Source organism: Streptomyces cucumeris (assembly GCF_024295805.1).
Classification (GTDB): Bacteria; Actinomycetota; Actinomycetes; order Streptomycetales; family Streptomycetaceae; genus Streptomyces; species Streptomyces cucumeris.
On the sequence record NZ_JANCLX010000024.1, the window covers coordinates 67,943 to 87,033 of the forward strand.

The following is a 19,091-nucleotide window of genomic DNA, read 5'->3' on the forward strand; positions in this document are numbered from 1 at the left end:
GGGGAGCCGGGCGGTGCTGTCACGTTGTGGTCAGTATCGCCCGCGCGAGGCGGAGACCCAGGCCGGTGCCCGGGGGTCGGGAACGCTCGGGGTGTGCAGCACCGAGGCCAGCTCGGTGCGCTGGCCGACCCCCAACTTGCGGTAGACACTGGTGAGATGGGTCTCCACGGTGCGCACCGTGACGAACAGCGACTCGGCGATCTCCCGGTTGCCCGCACCGCGCGCGGCCAGCCCGGCGACCGTGCGCTCGGTGCCGGTGAGCAGATCCGCCGGCGAGGCGGTGATCTCGCGCATCCGTCCGCCCGCGGCGACCAGCCGCCGCCGGGCGTCCCGGGCGAGCGCCAGCGCCCCGCAGCTCTGGGCCAGATCGGCCGCGGTCCGCAGATGCTCCCGCGCGCCGCGCGGATCGCCGTGCTCCAGCAGCGCTCCGCCGAGCAGCAGTTCCGCGCGGGCGTACTCGGCGCGGGCGGGTGAGGCGGACAGCCGGTCGACGGCCTCGGTGAGCAGCTCGACACCGGCCGCGCCGGAGGTGATCACTCCCCGGGCGAGCGCGGCGAGTCCGAGCGCCCGCGGGGTGTTCCAGCGCCGGGCCAGTTCGGTGCCGTGGTCGACGGCGTCCCGCATCCGGTCGGGGTCCTTCCCCGCGGCGCTGACACAGGCCGCCTCGACCCACCAGGGGACGAAGACGGGGTTGGCGAGCCCGGCCTCGGCCAGCGAGGCACCGCAGTCCAGCAGCAGCCGCAGCGCGGTGTCACCGTCGCCCAGCGCCCACCGGGCCCGTGCGCGGGCCATCAGATACCAGTGGTACTCCATGGCGAACCCGTCGATGTTCGGCCGGGTGACCCGCCCCAGCAGCTCCTCGGCGCGCTCGGGTTCACCACGGTCGATCAGGACGGTGGCCAGCGCGGTCTGCGGCATGGTCACGTTGGAGACCCACCGCTCCTCACCGATGATCTCCAGGGAGGTCTGGGCGTCGGCGAGCGCGTCGGCCATCGCACCGATCCCGTGCAGCACCAGGGCACGGCTGGACAGGGCCATCACATACGACCACACCGCGGCGTTCTCCTGGCTGAGCCGCAGCGAGCGGTCCAGCGCCTCCAGCGCGCCCTCGGTCTCGTCGGCCAGGCTCAGGCTGACCGAGGACAGCAGCAGCGACCAGTTGTCGACCGCCACCCCCGAGGCGCTCAGGGTGTGCCGGGCCCGGCACACCGTCCGCTCGGCGGACCCGCCGCCCAGCGCCGAGTGCAGCGTCATTACCGCGAGGATCTGGCGCTGTGCGGGGGTGTCCCCGGGCGGCTCGGGCATCCGGGCGAACCGCTCGCGGACCGCGTCGATGGTCGCCTTCTCGTCGGAGCCGGTGATCAGCAGCGCGGAGCGGACGAGGGTCAGCAACTCGGCGTCGGCCGGATCGGGTTCGGGGCCCGTCCCTGCCTCGAGCGCGTCAAGCACCTCGGTGAGCACCCGGACCGCGCTGCGCGAACGCTGTACGGGCAGACAGGTCATGCCGTACTGCACAGCGATGGGCGCCTTGGCGCGGACGTCGGAGGTCAGCGACAGCGCGTGCTCCAGCAGCCGGACCGCTTCCACCGGGTTGATCTCGGCCAGCGCCCGCGCGAGCTGCACCCGGACCGGGACACTGTCCCGCTCGGCCTCCAGGACGCGGTACAGATAGCGGGCGGTGGCCTCGGGGGCGCCCCGGTGCTCGGCCTGGGCGGCGGCCTCGCGCAGCACCACGCGCATCCACGGCTCGGGGGTACCGGGGACCAGCAGCACCTGGTTGGCCACTTCCTCGGCGGGCCGGCCGATATCGCTCAGCAGCAGGGCGGCCCGGGCGCGCAGGGTGGCCAGGGCCGGGGCACCGGCGGTCTCGAGCACCGCCGAACGCACCACGTCATGCGCCAGGTCCTGGCGGTCGGGCGCCATCACCTCGGCGTCGCGCAGCAGCGCCACGGCCTCGGCGACCCGGGCGGCGGGTACTCCGGCGAGCGCGCCGATATGCCCGGCGTCCTCCTCCCCGAGCACGGCGATCGCGGTGGCCACATCCCGGACCCAGCCGGGCCGGTGGTCGAACAGGGCGCGCACCGACAGCGCGACGACGCACTGGCCGACCTCGGCGATCTCCTGGATACCGCGTTCATCCGGCGCCACGCCCTTGGCGCGCAGCTCGCGCAGCAGACGGGCCACGGTGAGCGGATTGCCGCCGCAGACCGCCGCGGCGCGTTCGGCGAAGGCGGGCGCGACGGGGGTGGGGAAGACCAGCCGCGCCATCTCGCCCACGTCCGTGTCGGTCAACGGATCGAGACGGAGCACCGAGGTACGGGGCTGGCCGAGAATATCGGCCAGTGCGCCGGGCACGGCGGGCTCGGCCCCGGTGCGCTGGGCGAGCACCACCAGCAGCGGGAGGTGGTCGGCGCGCCGCAGCAGGAAGTCGATCCAGCGCAGCGAGCGCTCATCGCACCAATGCGCATCGTCCAGGACGAGCGCCAGCGGGCCCCGGCCCATCAGATTGGCGGCGAGCCAGTACAGGCCGTGCAGCACCGGATAGGCGGCGGCCGTCGCGCACGGTTCGTCGGGGCCGGGTTCGGGGGTGAGGGCGGGGAGGGCGCGGGCGGCGCTGCCGCGCAGCAGCGGGGAGTGCCCGGCGTTCCCGTCGGTGAGCCCCAGGGCGGCGAAGAGGGCGCGGACCCCGCCGTAGCCGGTGCCCGCGGCGACCTCGCGGCAGGTGCCGTAGAGCACGGTCATCCTGCGGCAGGCATCGCTCTCGAGGAAGGCGCGCACCAGACTGGTCTTGCCGATCCCGGCCGGTCCGGTCAGCAGCACCAGTCCGGAGTGTCCGGCGATGGCGGACTCGGCGTGGCCGGTGAGCGCTGCGAGTTCCCCGCTGCGGCCGACGAGCGTGGCACCGGAGGCCGTGGTCCGCTCGTCCACCACGGCAGCCCCCCTCGGCCCCACACACTGCTCACTGCACAAACTGCAAAAAATACGAAAACTACGCTACTCGGTGCGATCGTCAGGCTACATGAACCGTATGACGACGATCAATGACCTGCGCAAAGGCTCCCGAAAGCCCGGCGCCGGGCGCGAAGAGGCCCGGGGACGGCCGGTGCCGTGAGGGCTTACACCGTTCCGCTCCCCGGGCCATGCGGTTTCACCGTGTGGGTACGAGGCGTGGAGTTCTCTATGGCGTCTCCTTTCGTCGGGTCACGGATCTGATCGAGTCACATTTCTTTCGAGGTCACGTGGGGGCTCACGAGGTCACATGGGCGCGCGTCACCCCGGAACGGACCGGGGGCGACCGGTCCCGGCCCGATCGGGGTCAGGGCGTGGAGCTCGAACCAGACCACCTTGCCCACCGCCGTCGCGGTACTGCCCCAGCAGCGGGAGAGCAGTTCCAGCAGATGGATCCCGCGCCCGCCCTCGTCCTGTTCGCCCGCCCGGCACAGCCGGGGGATTCCGCAGTCCTCGTCCGCGACCTCGCAGCGCAGGGCGCGGTCCGCCGCGCGGAGGGAGAAGGTCAGCCGGATGGGGCCGCAGGCGTGCCGTACGGCATTGGTGACCAGCTCGCTCACCAGCAGTTCGGCGTCATCGATGTGGTCGTGGAGGGCCCAGGCGGCCAGCTGCGCGACCGTGAGGCGGCGGGCCCGGGGCACCGAGGCGGGTTCGGACGGCAGCAGCCACGAGGTCCCACCGCTGGTGGCCGGGGCGTTCCGGACCGGCCGACGGGCCGTGCTCAGGGGCGCGGGCGGGGCGATGGTGAGGGTGGGGACGTTCATCACGATGGGTCGGGGCAGGCCCGGGGGGCGGGGACGACACGCCCGTCGGGGAGCAGTTCGCCGGTGTCCGCGAAGATCACCACTCCGTTGCAGAGCAGGCTCCAGCCCTGCTCGGGATGGCAGGCCACCAGACGCGCGGAATCATGGTCGGGCGCGTCCGCGGCGGGACAAGGGGGCTGATGGAGGCACATGGCTGAACCTTCGCTCTTCCGCCGACGGTCGGCGGAACTCTTCCGAGGCGTCCAGCATGGTCCGCCGCGGAGGGACGCGGCGAGGGGAGATATCCCCGCATCGGTACCCGATACCACCCCCGGACCCCCGGGGAGGTCACACCCGGCCACCCTCGCTCACCCCGGGTACGCCACCCGCACACCGTCCGCGCCGGACCGGTGACGGAGGGGCGCGGGTACGTCCCGGGGGGCATGCGACGGCCCCCGCCCAGGCATAGCCTGGTGGTATCGGCTCGGTCCGCGTGGGCGGGGTCCCGCCCACCCGAGGCTGGTTCGAGGCATCGATGGGCGCGGTGGCAACGGACATCTCGACCGGACGGCAGACCGGCAGGCTGCCGTCGGAGGTGACGAGTTTCGTGGGGCGTCGGCACGAGGCGGCCGAGGTCAAACGGATGCTGTCCGCGTCCCGGCTGGTGACCCTCACCGGTGTCGGCGGTGTCGGCAAGACGCGGCTGGCCCTGCGGGTCGCCGAGGAGGCCAGACGAGCCTTCCCCGACGGCGTCTGGCTCGCCGAACTCGCAGAACTGGACCACCCCGCGCTGCTCGCCCAGAGCCTCACCGAGGCCCTGGAGATCCGCGACCACTCCTCCCGCCCGCCGATGGACGTACTGATCGATCATCTGCGGGAGAGGCAGATCCTGCTCGTCCTGGACAACTGCGAGCACCTGCTGCACGCCTGCGCACTGCTCACCGACCGGCTGCTGCGCGAGGCCCCCCGGCTGCGGGTGCTGGCCACCAGCCGCCAGGTACTGGGCATCGGCAGCGAGCAGACACTGGCCGTTCCCACCCTGACGCTGCCCGACCCCACCGGGCCACGGCTGTCCACCGGGGCGTTCGCGCAGTGCGACGCGGTACGGCTGTTCACCGAGCGGGCCCGCGCGGTCCTGCCCGGGTTCACCGTCACCGAGACCAACCGGGACGCGGTGGAGGGGATCTGCCGACGGCTGGACGGCATTCCGCTCGGCATCGAACTGGCCGTCGTCCGGCTGCGCGCCCTGTCCGTCCACCAGTTGCTGGACCGGCTCGACGACCGGTTCCGGCTGCTGACCACCGGCTCCCGGGCGGTCCTCCCCCGCCACCAGACGCTGCGCGCACTGATCGACTGGAGCTATGACCTGTGCACCGAGCGCGAGCAGCTCTTGTGGGCCCGGGTCTCGGTCTTCGCCGGGAGCCTGGACCTGGAGGCGGCCGAGGCGGTCTGCTCCGGCGACGGCCTGGTCCGCGAGGAGATCCTCGACCTGGTGACCGAGCTGGTGGACAAGTCGGTGCTGCTGCGCGAGGAACACGGCGCGGCGGTGCGCTACCGGATGCTGGACACACTGCGCGCCTATGGCCGGGAGCGGCTGGCGGCGGCCGGTGAGGAGACCGCCCGGCTGCGCTGCCACCGCGACTACTACCGGCAGCTGGCGGCGGACGCGCGCGCCGCGCTGTTCGGCCCCGCGCAGGTCCCGTGGTTCACCCGGCTCCAGCTCGAACACGCCAATCTGCGCACCGCGCTGGAGTTCTGCTACGAGGATCCGGCGGAGACCAGCTGCGGTCTGGGGATCGCGGCCGATCTGCTCTACCACTGGATCACCAGCTACTACCTCAGCGAGGGGCGCCGCTGGCTGGACGACGGACTCACCGCCTGCCCCGAACCGAACGAGGTCCGGGCCCGGGCACTGTGGACCAACAGCTGGCTGGCCATCATCCAGTCCGACACCGACGGCGCCTCCGCCCTGCTCGGGGAGAGCCGGGAGATCGGCGAACGGCTGGACCTGGAGCCGGTCCTCGCCTACACCGCGCTCTACTCGGGCATGGTCGCGATGTACCGGGGCGACGCCGACGCCGCCATCGCGCTCTACGAGGAGGCGGTCAGCCGCCACCGCGCCACCGGTGACCCGGTGGGTCTGGCCCTGGCGCTCATCCGGCTCTCACTGGCCCACTCGTTCATCGGGGACTCACCGCGCGCCGTCGCGCTGGGCGAGGAGTCACTGGCGGTGTGCGACGCCTACGGCGAGGGCTGGCACCGTGCCTACACGATGATGGCGCTGGGGGTCGAGGTGTGGCGGCAGGGCGACACCGGGCGCGCCACCGCGCTGGAGCGGGAGAGCCTCACGTTCAACCGCTCGCTGGACGATCCGCTGGGGGTCGGGGTCAACCTCGAGGTACTGGCCTGGATCGCGGCCACCGAAGGGGACTTCGCGCGGTCGGCCCGGCTGCTGGGTGTGGTCCGCACCGTCTGGCGGGCGGTGGGCGCCTCACTGTCCGGCTACGGACACCTCGTCCACTACCACGAGGAGTGCGAGGCCGCGGTGAGCCGTGCGTTGGGGAAACCGGCCTTCAACGCGGCGGTGAAGGAGGGCTCCCGGCTCTCCTACGACGAGGGGCTGGTCTACGCCCTGGAAGACGAACTCCCCACGGCGGAACCGGCGGTGGCCGAACGGCCGTCTCCCCTGACGCGCCGGGAGTCCGAGATCGCGCGACTGGTCGCCCAGGGGCTGAGCAACAAGGAGATCGCCGCCTCCCTGGTGATCGCCCAGCGCACCGCCGAGGGCCATATTGAGCACATTCTGAGCAAACTCGGTTTCACCTCGCGTGCGCAGGTGGCGGTGTGGGTAGCGGAACAGGGCCGGGCCACGCCCACCGACGGGGAATCCCCGTCCGACTCCACCCCTGCGCCGTAGGGGGCGGAATTTTATTCGACTCAGGTTCCCTTGTCCTCAGTTTCTTCACAGACGACACGAAAATCGTTACCTGGCCCGCGTTCGAGGGATCATGCGTCAGGCTCGAGGGACGAGCCGCAACGGTCGTGTCAGCACGACCGACGCGACCGAGGAGGTCCCGACGTGACTGTTGCCCCAGTCGGCCATACCGGCGATGCCGCGGAGCTGTTCCGCGGCACCGCCCACAGCCCGTCGTACTTCGCGCTCAACCGCGCCGGGGTGACGGGCGGCGGACAGGAGCTCGTGGACTTCTGCATCCCCTGCAACCCGTACTTCCCCACCCCCGCGATGTTCGCGGTGATGGCGGTCCGGCTGCGCGACATCCTCACGTACTACCCCAGCTCCGCGGAGACCATCACCGCCGAACTGGCCGACGTACTGGGGCTCCAGCCGCAGACCATGGCGATGGGCAACGGCTCGACCGAGCTCATCACCTGGATCGACCACCTGCTGGTCAAGGAGAGCCTGGCGGTGCCGATCCCCACCTTCGGCCGGTGGACCGACCAGCCGATGGAGACCGGCAAGCGGGTGGACATGTTCCAGCTGCCGGAGATGAACGGCTTCGCGCTCGACCCGTCGGCGTTCGTCTCCTTCGTACGCTCCCGGGGCTCGCGGGTGGCCGTCATCTGCAACCCCAACAACCCCGACGGCGGACTGCTGTCCCGGCAGGCCGTGATCGGCATGATGGACGCGCTCGCCGACCTCGACCTGATCGTGATCGACGAGTCCTTCCTGGAATTCGCGGACACCGAGGCGTATCCGAGCGTCGTGGACGAGGCCGTGCTGCGGCCCAATGTGATCGTGCTGCGCAGCCTCGGCAAGAACTTCGGACTGCACGGCGTCCGGTTCGGCTATCTGGTGGCCAACCCGGCGCTCGCGGTGCAGATCCGGTCCCGGCTGCCGAAGTGGAACCTCAACTCCTTCGCCGAGGTACTCGTCTTCATGCTGAAGCGGTACCGGCAGGAGTACATGGACAGCCTGCGCATGATCAGCCTGGACCGGCAGCAGATGACCACACAGCTTGCCGGGCTGCCCGGAGTGACGGTCTACCCCTCGCAGGGCAACTTCGTCTTCGTCAAACTCCCCGCCGGACTGGACGGCACCTGGGTCCGGGACCAACTGCTCTCCCAGCACGGGGTGCTGGTCCGCGAATGCGGCAACAAGCTGGGCAGCAGCAGCCAGTTCATGCGGCTGGTGGTGCGCTCCCAGCCGGATGTGCAGCGGCTGCTGACCGGGCTGAGCACCGTGATGTACGGGACGTCCTTCTACGCACCCCAGGTCGGCTGGGAGCAGCAGGCCCCGCTCAACCCCGCACCGCAGGCGCAGTTCGACTACCTCTACCAGCAGACCCCGCAGCTTTACGGCGCACCGGTGATGCCCGAGCAGCAGATGTACCCCGCGGCCGCCGCCCTGCCGATGGGCGGCGGGGCGGCGACCGGCTACCCGCAGGGCGATTACGGCATGGGCGCCGCGGGCTACGCGGTACAGCAGCAGCCCATGGCGGAGTTGTCCCCCGCCTATGTCGCCACGCCCCCGGTGCAGATGGCCCCGTACCCGGCGGCGATGGCACAGACACCGGCACCCCCGATGACGTCCGCGCGCAGCCAGCTCGCCCAGCTCCAGGCGCAGTTGCAGGCCGAGCAGCTGGCCCAGGTCGGCCAGCAGGCTCCGGCACCCCAGCAGCAGGGCGTCCAGGACCAGACCGGGCAGCTCGCGAGCGCGCTGGCCCAGACCTCGATGATGCCCCCGGCGCAGACCCGGACACCGGCCGCGGCCTACGCGGCCCAGGACTCCCGGGAGGACACCACCATCGACCAGATCCCGGTCTACGGGCAGCCGGACACCGCCGCGCAGGAGTCCGCGGTGGAGCGGACCCAGGCCATCTCGTACGACCCCGCGGAACTCAGGGCCACCGCCCGGCCCGTGGTGGACGACGACCCCGACGGGACCACCCCGGCCCTCCAGCGCTACCCGCGCCCGGCCGCCTACCTCCGGACCGACGACACCTCGGGCTGAGCCAGGTCCTGTCCTGCCGGTCTTCGTGGAGGGCCTACGGCCGCCGGTCCTCGCGCGGCCAGGCCGGGGCGACCCCGGCCACCGCGCAGACCGCGATGTGCAGCAACAGCGGGTGGGTGTACGGCTCGCGGTCGTCCGGCGAGTGCACCACCCGGGGATCCTCGTCCGCGGCGCCGGACCGGCCCTCGGCCGCAGCGGACACCATGCCGCCGACCGCGTACAGCGCGATCGGCGGCCACGCCACCCCGACATCCGACTGCGGGGGCACGATCCACCACCAGCGGCCGCCGTGGGCGAGCACACATCCCGCCCGGGGCAGCAGATCCATCACCCGGCGCCCGTCGCTCTCGACCAGTCCGACGGCGTCGTAGTCGCGGCCCGTCCGCAACGCCGGTGGCAGCGCCAGCCGGCGGCGGCCTCCCGGCTCCGGGCGGGATCCACGCTGCCGGAACCGGCCGCGGACGAGGCCGGGCAGCGCACCGGCGAAGGCGTGAGTCATCTACGGGCACATCGCAAAGGTCGGGCCGCTTGCGCCTGCGCGGAGTGCGGCGGCGTCACGGCCGCGGTCCGGGGCAGGGCCCGGCCACGGCTGCGCTAACGGGATCATGACGCCACTATGCGCACCGCCCCTCACACTTGGCAAGGGGCACTCTGGAATGTGCAGAGTCGCAAGTGCAGTGTGTCTGCGCCGTACTGAGCATGGCACACTGCGAACATCAGCAAGGGGGAGGTCAGGGGAGGTATCTGGTGAGCGAACCGCGGTCGGCCCCGACCGTGGGCCACGTCGTTCTCGGCAGGCGGTTGCAGGACCTGCGGGAGAAGGCCGGGCTCAAGCGTGAACAGGCGGCCAGGGTGCTGCGGGTCGCGCCCGCCACCGTCCGCCGGATGGAGACCGCCGAGGTCGCGCTGAAGGTTCCCTACGTACAACTGCTGTTGGACGCCTACGGGATCCGGGGCGCTGAGCTCGAGGCGTTCATCACCCTGACCGAGGAGGCCAACCGGCCCGGCTGGTGGCAGCGGTTCCATGACATCCTCCCGGACTGGTTCAGCGTGCATGTGAGCCTGGAGGGGTCGGCCGAGATGATCCGGGCCTACGAGCCCCATTTCGTCCCCGGACTGCTCCAGACCGAGGAGTACGCGCGCGCCGTGATGCAGACCGGCGCCATCGGCCGGGCGGCGCCGGGGGACGCCGAGCGCCATGTGGCGCTGCGGATGGAGCGTCAGACACTGCTCGCCCGCCCGGACGCGCCCCGGCTGTGGGTGGTGATGGACGAGACGGTGCTGCGCCGCCCGGTCGGCTCCGCCGCGGTGATGCGCCGCCAGGTCGACCGGCTGCTGGAAGCCACCGAGCAGCCGCGCATCACACTCCAGATCACGGAGTTCGCCTCCGGCCACCACCCGGGCACCTACGGCCCCTTCGTCCTCTTCCGCTTCGCTGTCCCCGAACTGCCGGACATGGTGTACGTCGAGTACCTGACCGGCGCCGTCTACCTCGATGAACGTATCGAGGTGGCCGCCCATCTGGAGGCCATGGACCGCATGGCCGCACAGGCGGCAACCGCACGACGCACAAAGGAGATCCTGATGGATTTCCGCGAGGAGCTCTGAACTGGATGGATCGCATCTACAACGGCATGCGCGCGTCCGACCTCGGCAGCGAGGGCTGGCAGAAACCGTGGAGCGGTGGCAACGGCGGAAACTGCGTCGAGGCCCTGAAGCTGGACGACGGGCGCGTGGCGCTGCGCCAGTCCACCGATCCGGACGGACCCGCTCTGATCTACACCCACAGTGAGATCGTGGCCTTCATCCAGGGTGCCAAGGCCGGCGAGGCCGACTTCCTCGTCTCCTGAACCCGCGCCCCGTCAACCCGTACACCTCCGCAGATCGCGCCGACCCCCATGGAGCGCAGCATGCCGGACCTGGATCCAGGGCCCAGCCGGATCGACACCAGCAGACCACACCCCGCCCGTGTCTACGACTACATCCTGGGCGGCAAGAACAACTATCCCGTGGACGAGGAACTGGCGAAGCGGATGCTCGCCATCGACCCCACGGTCACCACCTCCGCCCGGACCAACCGCGCCTTCATGCGGCGCGCCACCGAATGGCTCGCCCACGCGGGCGTCCGCCAGTACCTCGACATCGGCACCGGCATACCCACCGAGCCGAACCTGCACCAGATCGCCCAGGCCGTCGTGCCCGACGCCCGGATCGTCTACACGGACAACGATCCCATCGTGCTGTGCCACGCTGAGGCGCTGCTACGCAGCACACCGCAGGGGCTGACGCACTACCTCGAGGCGGATGTGCGCGAACCGGCGAGGATCGTGCAACAGGCCGGTGAGGTACTGGACTTCGACCGGCCCATCGCCCTCTCCCTCATCTCACTGATGCACTTCATCGGGGACGAGGACGGCGCGTACGAACTGGTGCACCGTCTGGTGGAGGCGCTCGCGCCCGGCAGCCATCTGGTGCTCTCACACGCCACGTCGGACGTCGACCCGAAGGCGGGCGAGGAGGTGGTCGAGCTCTACCGGCGGTCCGGTGTCACGCTGCGACCGCGTTCCCGCACCGAGGTGGCGCGGTTCTTCGAAGGGCTCGAACCGGTCGGCTCCGGTCTTGTCCGGGTCTCGGACTGGCGTCCGGACACCTCCGAGGAGACGCTGCTGCCCCCGGGCGAGCAGGTCACCGTGTACGCGGGCCTCGCGCGCAAGCGGTAGCCACGCTCCGGCCGCCGCCGTTCCGTACGGCGGCGGCCACCCGCGCTACGCCGCCCCCGGGTCCGCGGCCAGGGCGCTCAGCAGACCGGCGGTGAACGCGGTGCGGACCGGGACGGGAGCCAGCACGGTGTGCTCGTGGCGCGCGTGGGCGCCCGAGCCGAGGGCTCCCAGGCCGTCGAGGACCGGCCGCCCGAGCCCGGCCACGAAGTTGCCGTCGCTCGCCCCGCCGACCGCCGTCTCCTCCAGGGCCCAGCCCTGCTCGGCCGCGACGGCGCGGGCCAGCCGGTACAGCCGCCGGGACCCCTCGTCGGGGACCATCGGCGGCCGGTTCCACTCACCGGTGACGGTCAGCCGCACCCGTGGGTCGGAGGGGCTGAGGGACCGTAGCGCGGCGTCGATCCGCGCCATCTCGGCGGGGTCGGCGATCCGTACGTCGACACCGCAGCTCGCCCTCGCCGCCACCACGTTGCGGCCGGTGCCGCCGCTGATCAGCCCCACGTTCACGGTGGTTCCCCGCTCCGCCGAGCCGAGCGCGGCGATATGCGGGACGACCTCGGCCAGGGCGTGGATCGCGCTGGCCCCGGCGAACGGGTCCAGCCCCGCGTGCGACTCCACACCGCGGGCGGTCACATCGAACAGACCGACGCCCTTGCGCGCGGTCTTGACCGCCCCGTCGAGCGACGCCTCGAAGACCAGAGTGGCCAGGGCGTCCTCGCTCAGCCGCTCGATATGGCGACGGGAGGCGGGGCTGCCGATCTCCTCGTCGCCGGTGAGCAGCAGCCGCACCGAGGGGTGCGGCAGCGCCAGCTCGCGCAGTAGCCGCACGCTCCACACGGCCTGGACGATACCGGTCTTCATATCGAACACGCCCGGTCCGCTCGCCCGGCCGTCCTCCACTGCGAAGGGCCACTCGGCGAGCGTCCCGGCGGGCCAGACCGTGTCGTAGTGGCACAGCAGCAGCACGGTCCCCGGGGCAGTGCCGCGATAGGTCACCGCCAGTGTGTCGCCGTACTCCCCGCAGTCGTGCCGCTCGGTCCCGTCCGGTTCACCGAGCCGTTCGTCCACCCAGTCGCTGAGGGCGGCGAGTCCCGCGGACAGCAGCCGCTTGTCGGTGCTCGGGGTCTCCAGCTCCACCAGGGTCCGCAGGTCGTCGATCATCTCGGGGAGCGCCCGCTGGGCGGCGGTGGCAAGCTCGGTGGGCGTCATCGGGGAGTCCTTCCCGGCGGGGGCGGCGGCGATCGGCCATGGGAGGAATCATGACGGAACGCCTACCGGTTCCGGCCGTGCCGGAGCCCCGTCGCACTCGAGATGCGGTGGAGGGCAGCGCGCAGTGCACCGCGTGGCGGTGGGCGGGCCCGGCCGCCTCACTCCGCCGGAGGCGGCCCGTCCCAGCTCCGCACGTCCAGTTCGTCCCCGACGGCGAGGGTGCCGGTGCGGATCACGGAGAAGTTGGTGCCGAAGAGGGTGCCTCCGCCTTCGGGAGCCCTGCGGTAGCGGGCCAGGGTGCGCAGCGGTTCCGGACCCGCCTTGACCCCCTTGGCCTGATCGACCGTGGTGACCACACAGCGGACGGCCGATTTGGCGAATCCCAGCTCGGCGTCACCGATGGCCAGCCGGCGGACCCGGTCCTCCGTGTGCGGCCCGGTCCATCCCTCGACCACCACATTGGGGCGGAAGCGGGTTATCGGCAGCGGTTCGCCGCCCTCATCGGTGATCCTCCGGTTGAGCTCGTGCAGGCTGGACCGGGAGACGATGTGCACCGCGTTGCTGTCGGCGTAGCCCGAGGTGCCGGGGGTGAGTCCGGCCGCCACCCGGTCGTGCTCCGGCGGCACCCGCACCAGTCGGCAGCCCACGCCCAGTACGTCCGACAGCCACGCGGCCACCTCGTCACCCTGGTCGATGCCCTGGTACGGCGAACCGAACAGCTCGACATCGCGCCGGGCCGACACCGTGTCGATGCCGATGCTCAGCTCCCCGGCGCCGGGCGCGGTCAGGGTGAGCCGCTCACCGTCGTCGTCCACCCGGGGGTGGATGAGCGCGAGCACCGGATGGCGGCGCTGGGTGCGGTAGACCCCGTCCTCGTCGGTCACCATGAAGGAGCGGTCATACGGCAGACCGGCCTCCCCCATCGACGCCTCGGTCAGGGACACTCCGGCGCATCCCTTGATGGGGTAAGTGATCAGCTCAACGACTCGGGCCACACCGGCACTTTACCCGTGGCGCCGGCCAGGCCGTCATGACCTTGGTCACGCCCGCCGGACGGCCCACCGCCCGGGGTCCGGCGGGCGTGTCACGGCACACTCCGGCGCCCTGTGCGCCCCCGTGATCGCGTCCATGGCAAAGGCGTAGCGCCGAGTACGACGGCAGGCAGACCGTGGCAGATCCAGAACGACCGGCATACGGCGTAGACGCGCTACGCATCCCGACGCCGTGATCCCCCGGTGCACGGTTTCCCGGAGCGAGCGGCGGAGCCGTACGGAAATGGCGGCATCGGTTGTCGCCCGGCTCCCGATCGCGCGGGACGCGGAGGTGAAATTCTCGGGGCCCCGCCGACGGGCGGTCCCCGGGAGGAGATGGAGAAGTGGAGGTGTACCAATGGTATGACCGGCGACGTGGTTCCCGCTATACGCGGACCACGTGATTCTCCGCCAGATTCCGGCACCGCGCCGGGACTCCGTTTCCGGAGATCCGCCACCCGCACCACGGCGGCACGGACTCGCACACGGCCGACAAGCCGTCGGGACAATTGGTAAACGGTACGTCAAGTCGCTATCCCCACCTGGGGTCCGCACGACGGCCAGGAGCCCGGAACGCCTTCCCCTCCGCCCTCGGCCGGAGCAGGACGGCCCACGTACGGACGGCCGATCCCCGGACCGTGGCCCGCAATCCCGCCCCGCCCGCCAGGAGTTCCCGTCCGGAATCCTCGGCTGACACGGGTGCGTTCAGCCGGCATCGACACCCCAGGGCGCCCAGCCCCGGCCCCGGCCACCTGCCCCACTGGCGTACCGGGATCGGTCCGCGCGCCCGGCGGCGCCACCGGACCCTCAGTACTGCCGCCCTCCCGGGGACTCCCGCGCTCTCCCCGTACCGCACGGCCGTTCCCCCATTCCCGCCGCCATTCCCATCGACTCCCCTTCTCCGCTGTCCGCTCTCCCCCGCCGCAGCGGCACGGCCTTCTCCGCTCCCTCCGCACCGGACCGGCTTTCCGCGCCCCGGGCGAAGCAAGGAACGGTCGGTTCCGCCGCGGCCCGGCGGGGGTTACGGCCGGGCCGGTCCGAGCGGGCGCGCCAAGTGACCGATCTTGTCCCGGAGACCGCCGCAATTGCGCCGCGGAAGATCCAGTCCCCCGGGAACGCCCGATCCGGGAGACCGCATTGAGCCACCGAACTCCGAAGCGGGGACCAACCACCGTTCACTCACGGGTAATTCACCGACCGTCCACCGGGCATCCGTGACAGATCACCGGGAAACGAATGCGGTGGAATAGCGGGGCCGACGCACTCGGCCCGAAAATCGTTTTCATCAACGTCCGGGCCGCTGACCATGCGGAGATCACCGGCACGGCCGCGCCATCGTCCCCTCCGTCACGGCCGGGTCCGTGCGCCCCCGGCCCTCCACGCGCCCGCTCATGCACAACTGAGGGAGCATCAGCCCCACGGGGGGCGCGACCCGGCGGCGCACGACGATCCATGGGGCCCCCTGCGCCTTGTGACCGCCCGAGCCCGGCTGCGGTACTCATATCGCCCACCGGGGCCTCCGGAGGGCGAGTCGAGAGCCGTTGTGGAGAGGAACCAGCCCCATGGCCGTACGAGGAAGTCACCGTCGCTCCACGGCGCACAGCCGGGTCTCCCCGCTGCGCGCCGCGCTCACCGCGGGCAGCGTCGGCATCGTCCTGCCGATCCTCGGCACCGGCGTCGCCGCGGCGGCGCCGGTCGACACCTGGGACCGGGTGGCCAAGTGCGAAAGCGGAGGCAACTGGCGCATCAACACGGGCAACGGCTACTACGGCGGGCTGCAGTTCGCGCAGCACACCTGGGCCGCCTACGGCGGCACCGCCTACGCCCCGCGCGCCGATCTGGCCACCAAGGGCCAGCAGATCACCGTCGCCGAGAAGGTCCTCGCCGCGCAGGGCCCGGGAGCCTGGCCGGTGTGCTCGGCGCGCGGGCGGCTGACCCGGTCCGGCCCGCCCGCCGCGGTGGCGAACCGCGGCGGCTCGCGGAGCGCCAAACCGTCCCCACACCGCGCCGCGCGTCCGGCAACGCCCCCTCACAAACCCTCGGCCGGAGCTCCCGGCAAGGGTTCGGCGGGATCGTCGGGGAAGACACCGGGCCAGAACGCCAAGAAGCCGCGCGCCCAGCATCCGGCCGGACGGACCACGGCCTCCGGGTCGTACGCGGTGGTGCGCGGCGACACACTGTCCGGCATCGCACGGCGGTCCTCCGTCAACGGCGGCTGGCGGGCCCTCTACCGGGCCAACCGCTCCACCATCGGCGCGGATCCGGATGTGATCCGACCCGGGCAGCGGCTCGCCCTGCCCTCGGCCCCGGGCCGTGCGCACCGGTCCGCACCGCGGCGCGCCACACCGGCCGCCTCACGCCACTCGGCCCCCGGTAAGTCCGCCACCGGCGTCCACCGGGCCCCGGTCACCGGCCCGGTCAGCGCCGTGTACGGAACGCGTGGCGGGCGCTGGGCGTCCGGACACCACACCGGCGTGGACTTCGCCGTGCCGGTCGGCACCCCCGTCCACGCGGCCGCCGGGGGCCGGGTGGTGGCCGCCGGATGGGGCGGTGCCTTCGGCTACCAGGTGGTCATCCGCCACACCGGCGGCCTGTACACCCACTACGCGCACCTGTCGGCGGTGGGCGTACGCGCCGGACAGACCGTCGAGGCGGGCCGCCGCATCGCCCGCTCGGGGAACACCGGCAACACCACCGGACCGCATCTGCACTTCGAGGTGCGCACCGGCCCGGCCTACGGATCCGATGTGGACCCGCTGGCCTATCTGCGGGCCCACGGCGTCCACCCCTGATGCGACCGCATCCGCCCGCCCCGTGACGGCGCGGTCGCCGCGGCCCCAGAGGCCACATCCGGGGGTGGGAAGGGAGGCCGTCCGAGGCACGGCTCGGGCGGCCTCCCGCCGTCGTCACGGCGCAACCGGGGCCCGGAGGTGTCAGCACCAGATGGCGACGGGCAGCCCGGCCTCCGTCAGCTCGGGCGGATCCGGCAGGCTCCGGGCGGTCCGGCGGGCGATGCGATGGGCGCTCCAGGCCGCCGCCGCGGCGTCCAGGAGGTCGTCGGCCGGCACCCGTCCGGCCGGGCCGAGGTCCTCGGGCAGGACGATGCCCTCGGCCACCAGCAGCCCACGGCGCACCGCCTGGCCGTTCCAGCTCTTCTTGCTCCAGGCCACCGGCTGGGAGCCGTTCATGGCGGCGAAGGAGACCTCGGGATGGACCTCGTGCAGACGGTGGTCACCGCCGTCGCGGCAAGCGTTGGCCTCGCGCAGCTTCACGGCGAGACCCCAGGTCTGACGGCTCATCCCGCGCCCGGTGATACGTCGGCAGCACTGGTTGGCCGCGGCGTAGTCCTCCTCCAGCCAGACCTCGCGCGGGGGCACCGGGAAGACCCGGGACCGGTGCGGTGCCATCTCGGAGACGGCCAGTGTGTCCGCCCGCCGCTCACCGGTCTCCAGCAGCCCCAGCGGCATGTCCACGGCCACCACGGTGGCGTCCGGCACCCGGGAGAGCACCTCCGCCAGTCCGGTGGCGGTCTCGGCACCGGCGAACGCGCCCGCGCGGAGGGTCACCGCCACCCATCCGGTGGGACAGGCGTCCACCCCCACCACGGTCGGAGGGGCACCGGAACCGGGGACGGTCTGCGGAACGTCGCGTCGGGAACCCATGGGCGGTATCCGACCACGAGCCGGGCACGGGCCGATAGCCGTCAGGGCACATCGAACCCGTCCGTGTCGAAAATCGCTGGCCGGACGGTGGCGGACCGGGCCACCCTGGGTGCCCATGGAAGAACCGCACCACCACGAGCCGGTGGAACCACACCGGCCCCGCCATGAGATCCGCGCGCTCCACACCGCCACCACGGTCACCGTGTACCAGGCGTACGGACCACACATCGGCCGCCCGGCGGCCCGCGAGGGCCGGTTCCCGGCCGCATGGAAGCGCGACCGGATGACCTGGATCAAACCGTCGTTCCTGTGGATGATGTACCGCTGCGGCTGGGGTGAGAAGGAGGGTCAGGAGACCGTCCTCGCCGTCGAGATCACCCAAGAGGGTTTCGCCTGGGCGCTGCGCAACGCCTGTCTGTCGCACTACGTGCGCGGGCTGCACCCCGATCAGGGGTCCTGGCAGCGGCAGTTGCGGCGGTCGCCGTCCCGGGTCCAGTGGGATCCGGAGCGCGATCTGCGGCTGCGGCCCCTGCCGTACCGCTCCCTCCAGCTCGGGCTCTCCGGCGAGGCGGCCCGCCGCTACGCGGACGAGTGGACGGTGGCCATCACCGATGTCACCCCGCTCGCCCGGGAGATCCACGCGCTGGTGCGCGCCGATGAACTGGACGCGGCGGCCGCCCTGCTGCCCGAGGAACGCCCCGTCCCGGTGGACGACGCACTCCTGGCCCCGCTGCGCGCCTAGGCCGTGTCGTTTGGATCTTCGCGGGTCCCGTTCCCTGAACCATCGCGCCGCGTCAACAGGGCGCCCAGGGCAGTGCGTTGATGCAGCACGGCACGGCCGGCGCGGACCGTGGTGATCAGGCCCGCGCCGCGCAGCGCGGCGGCGTGGGCGGAGACGGTGGCGTTGCTGACCCGCAGTCGCCGGGCCAGACCACTGGTGGTGTGCTCCTGCGCGAGCAGGAGCAGCATCTCGACGCGGGTGCGGCCGAGCACCGCGACCAGCGGGTCGCCGTCCGCCCCGTCCGCGGAGGGCACCAGCGGAACACCCGGCCCGGCCGGGTAGGTCAGGGTCACCGGGCTGCCGGGCAGATCGGAGAGGAGCGGGCCCCCGGTCCAGTGGAAGGTGGGCAGCAGCACCAGGCCACGGCCCGCCAGGGTGATGTCCCGTTCCACGGATGCGTCGATCTCCCAGCCGCTCCCGCACCAGCGTGCGCCGGCGACGAGGGCCGTCAGCGCGGTACCGACCCCGTGTTCGGCCACGGTCAGGGCATGACGGCTGAACTCCGCCCGGTGCAGATCCTGCACCTGCGGCCACACCGGACGCACCAGGGTTTCGAACGCCGTGTGCTGGGCCCGGCGCAGCAGATGCCAGGCCCCGGCCCCGCCACGGTGCAGTTCGTGCAGCCACCCGGGGGCGCGGCGCGGATGAGCGGCGTACACCCGCTCGAGCTCGGAGCGGACCAGCTCGCGCGGTGTGGCCCGGACGGTCTCCAGACCTTCGTCGAGACTGTCGCTGAACACATCGAGGAAGCTGGGCGCGGTCGCCGCCGGGACCAGCTCGCCCAGCGGCCCGGCGGACGCCGGGAGAGAACGCAGCGCCCGCCGCCTCCACCGGCCGAAGAGCAGTTCCCCGTCCCCGCGGCACATCATGCTCAAGGCCACGTTCAGCTCCTGCAACGGGGCGGGCCGGGGCGCGAACCGCACCTGGGCCACATCGGCGGCCGTGCCATGGATCCGGATCACTACTC

General features: G+C 72.3%; 15 protein-coding genes. 7 read left to right on the plus strand and 8 right to left on the minus strand.

The features are described 5' to 3' along the window. Positions 1-30: 30 nt before the first annotated feature. The 3 genes from NMK44_RS28885 to NMK44_RS28895 all read right to left on the minus strand — a co-directional run bounded on the left by NMK44_RS28885 (position 31) and on the right by NMK44_RS28895 (position 3,964). Positions 31-2,931: a helix-turn-helix transcriptional regulator gene (locus NMK44_RS28885; RefSeq protein WP_308358599.1), complete on the minus strand. Its 2,901-nt coding sequence runs from the start codon at positions 2,929-2,931 to the stop codon at positions 31-33. A 287-nt stretch (positions 2,932-3,218) separates the two neighbouring features. Beyond that, on the minus strand, positions 3,219-3,773 hold the full coding sequence (locus NMK44_RS28890) for an ATP-binding protein (RefSeq protein ID WP_254748509.1): 555 nt from the start codon (positions 3,771-3,773) through the stop codon (positions 3,219-3,221). Then, positions 3,773-3,964 (minus strand): DUF5999 family protein, encoded by a 192-nt coding sequence (locus NMK44_RS28895; protein WP_254748512.1) that lies wholly within the window; start codon positions 3,962-3,964, stop codon positions 3,773-3,775. Before NMK44_RS28895 ends, NMK44_RS28890 begins: the two co-directional genes overlap by 1 nt. Before the next feature lie 323 nt (positions 3,965-4,287). Between NMK44_RS28895 and NMK44_RS28900 the strand changes: the two genes are divergently transcribed. Further along, positions 4,288-6,669, plus strand: coding sequence for an ATP-binding protein (locus tag NMK44_RS28900; protein ID WP_254748641.1), 2,382 nt, complete (start codon positions 4,288-4,290; stop codon positions 6,667-6,669). A 162-nt stretch (positions 6,670-6,831) separates the two neighbouring features. After that, on the plus strand, positions 6,832-8,724 hold the full coding sequence (locus tag NMK44_RS28905; protein WP_308358600.1) for a pyridoxal phosphate-dependent aminotransferase: 1,893 nt from the start codon (positions 6,832-6,834) through the stop codon (positions 8,722-8,724). 34 nt (positions 8,725-8,758) lie between these two features. On the opposite strand, the gene NMK44_RS28910 is transcribed toward NMK44_RS28905, so the two are convergent. Further along, positions 8,759-9,223, minus strand: coding sequence for a hypothetical protein (locus NMK44_RS28910; RefSeq protein WP_254748514.1), 465 nt, complete (start codon positions 9,221-9,223; stop codon positions 8,759-8,761). Positions 9,224-9,471: 248 nt separating this feature from the next. Here NMK44_RS28910 and NMK44_RS28915 point away from each other — a divergent pair, with 248 nt between their 5' ends. Genes NMK44_RS28915 through NMK44_RS28925 form a run of 3 tightly spaced genes read left to right on the plus strand, consistent with a single transcriptional unit; the run spans position 9,472 to position 11,444 of the window. Continuing rightward, positions 9,472-10,332, plus strand: coding sequence for a Sco1979 family transcriptional regulator (locus NMK44_RS28915; protein WP_254748517.1), 861 nt, complete (start codon positions 9,472-9,474; stop codon positions 10,330-10,332). A gap of 5 nt (positions 10,333-10,337) precedes the next feature. After that, entirely contained in the window at positions 10,338-10,574 is a 237-nt protein-coding gene (locus tag NMK44_RS28920) for a DUF397 domain-containing protein (protein ID WP_254748536.1), read from the plus strand. A gap of 60 nt (positions 10,575-10,634) precedes the next feature. Beyond that, the gene (locus tag NMK44_RS28925) at positions 10,635-11,444 is read left to right on the plus strand and encodes an SAM-dependent methyltransferase (RefSeq protein ID WP_254748539.1); all 810 of its coding nucleotides are present in this window, start codon (positions 10,635-10,637) and stop codon (positions 11,442-11,444) included. A gap of 45 nt (positions 11,445-11,489) precedes the next feature. Here the strand turns inward: NMK44_RS28925 and NMK44_RS28930 are convergent, their stop codons facing one another. Together NMK44_RS28930 and NMK44_RS28935 are read right to left on the minus strand one after the other, a co-directional pair. Continuing rightward, positions 11,490-12,650 carry a M20 family metallopeptidase gene (locus NMK44_RS28930; protein WP_254748542.1) on the minus strand — a complete coding sequence of 387 codons (1,161 nt, stop codon included), beginning with the start codon at positions 12,648-12,650 and terminating at the stop codon, positions 11,490-11,492. A gap of 158 nt (positions 12,651-12,808) precedes the next feature. After that, positions 12,809-13,645: an MOSC domain-containing protein gene (locus tag NMK44_RS28935; protein ID WP_254748545.1), complete on the minus strand. Its 837-nt coding sequence runs from the start codon at positions 13,643-13,645 to the stop codon at positions 12,809-12,811. Positions 13,646-15,243: 1,598 nt separating this feature from the next. Here NMK44_RS28935 and NMK44_RS28940 point away from each other — a divergent pair. Further along, positions 15,244-16,473, plus strand: a complete 1,230-nt coding sequence (locus NMK44_RS28940) for a transglycosylase family protein (RefSeq protein WP_254748547.1) — start codon at positions 15,244-15,246, stop codon at positions 16,471-16,473. Positions 16,474-16,614: 141 nt separating this feature from the next. On the opposite strand, the gene NMK44_RS28945 is transcribed toward NMK44_RS28940, so the two are convergent. After that, positions 16,615-17,343 carry a DUF429 domain-containing protein gene (locus NMK44_RS28945; protein ID WP_254748549.1) on the minus strand — a complete coding sequence of 243 codons (729 nt, stop codon included), beginning with the start codon at positions 17,341-17,343 and terminating at the stop codon, positions 16,615-16,617. Positions 17,344-17,458: 115 nt separating this feature from the next. Here NMK44_RS28945 and NMK44_RS28950 point away from each other — a divergent pair, with 115 nt between their 5' ends. Further along, positions 17,459-18,085 (plus strand): DUF4291 domain-containing protein, encoded by a 627-nt coding sequence (locus NMK44_RS28950; protein WP_254748551.1) that lies wholly within the window; start codon positions 17,459-17,461, stop codon positions 18,083-18,085. Here NMK44_RS28950 and NMK44_RS28955 read toward each other — a convergent pair. Further along, complete coding sequence (locus tag NMK44_RS28955; RefSeq protein WP_254748553.1) at positions 18,082-19,086, minus strand: ArsR/SmtB family transcription factor; 1,005 nt, start codon at positions 19,084-19,086, stop codon at positions 18,082-18,084. The two genes, NMK44_RS28950 and NMK44_RS28955, sit on opposite strands and share 4 nt — an antisense overlap. Positions 19,087-19,091 lie beyond the last annotated feature (5 nt).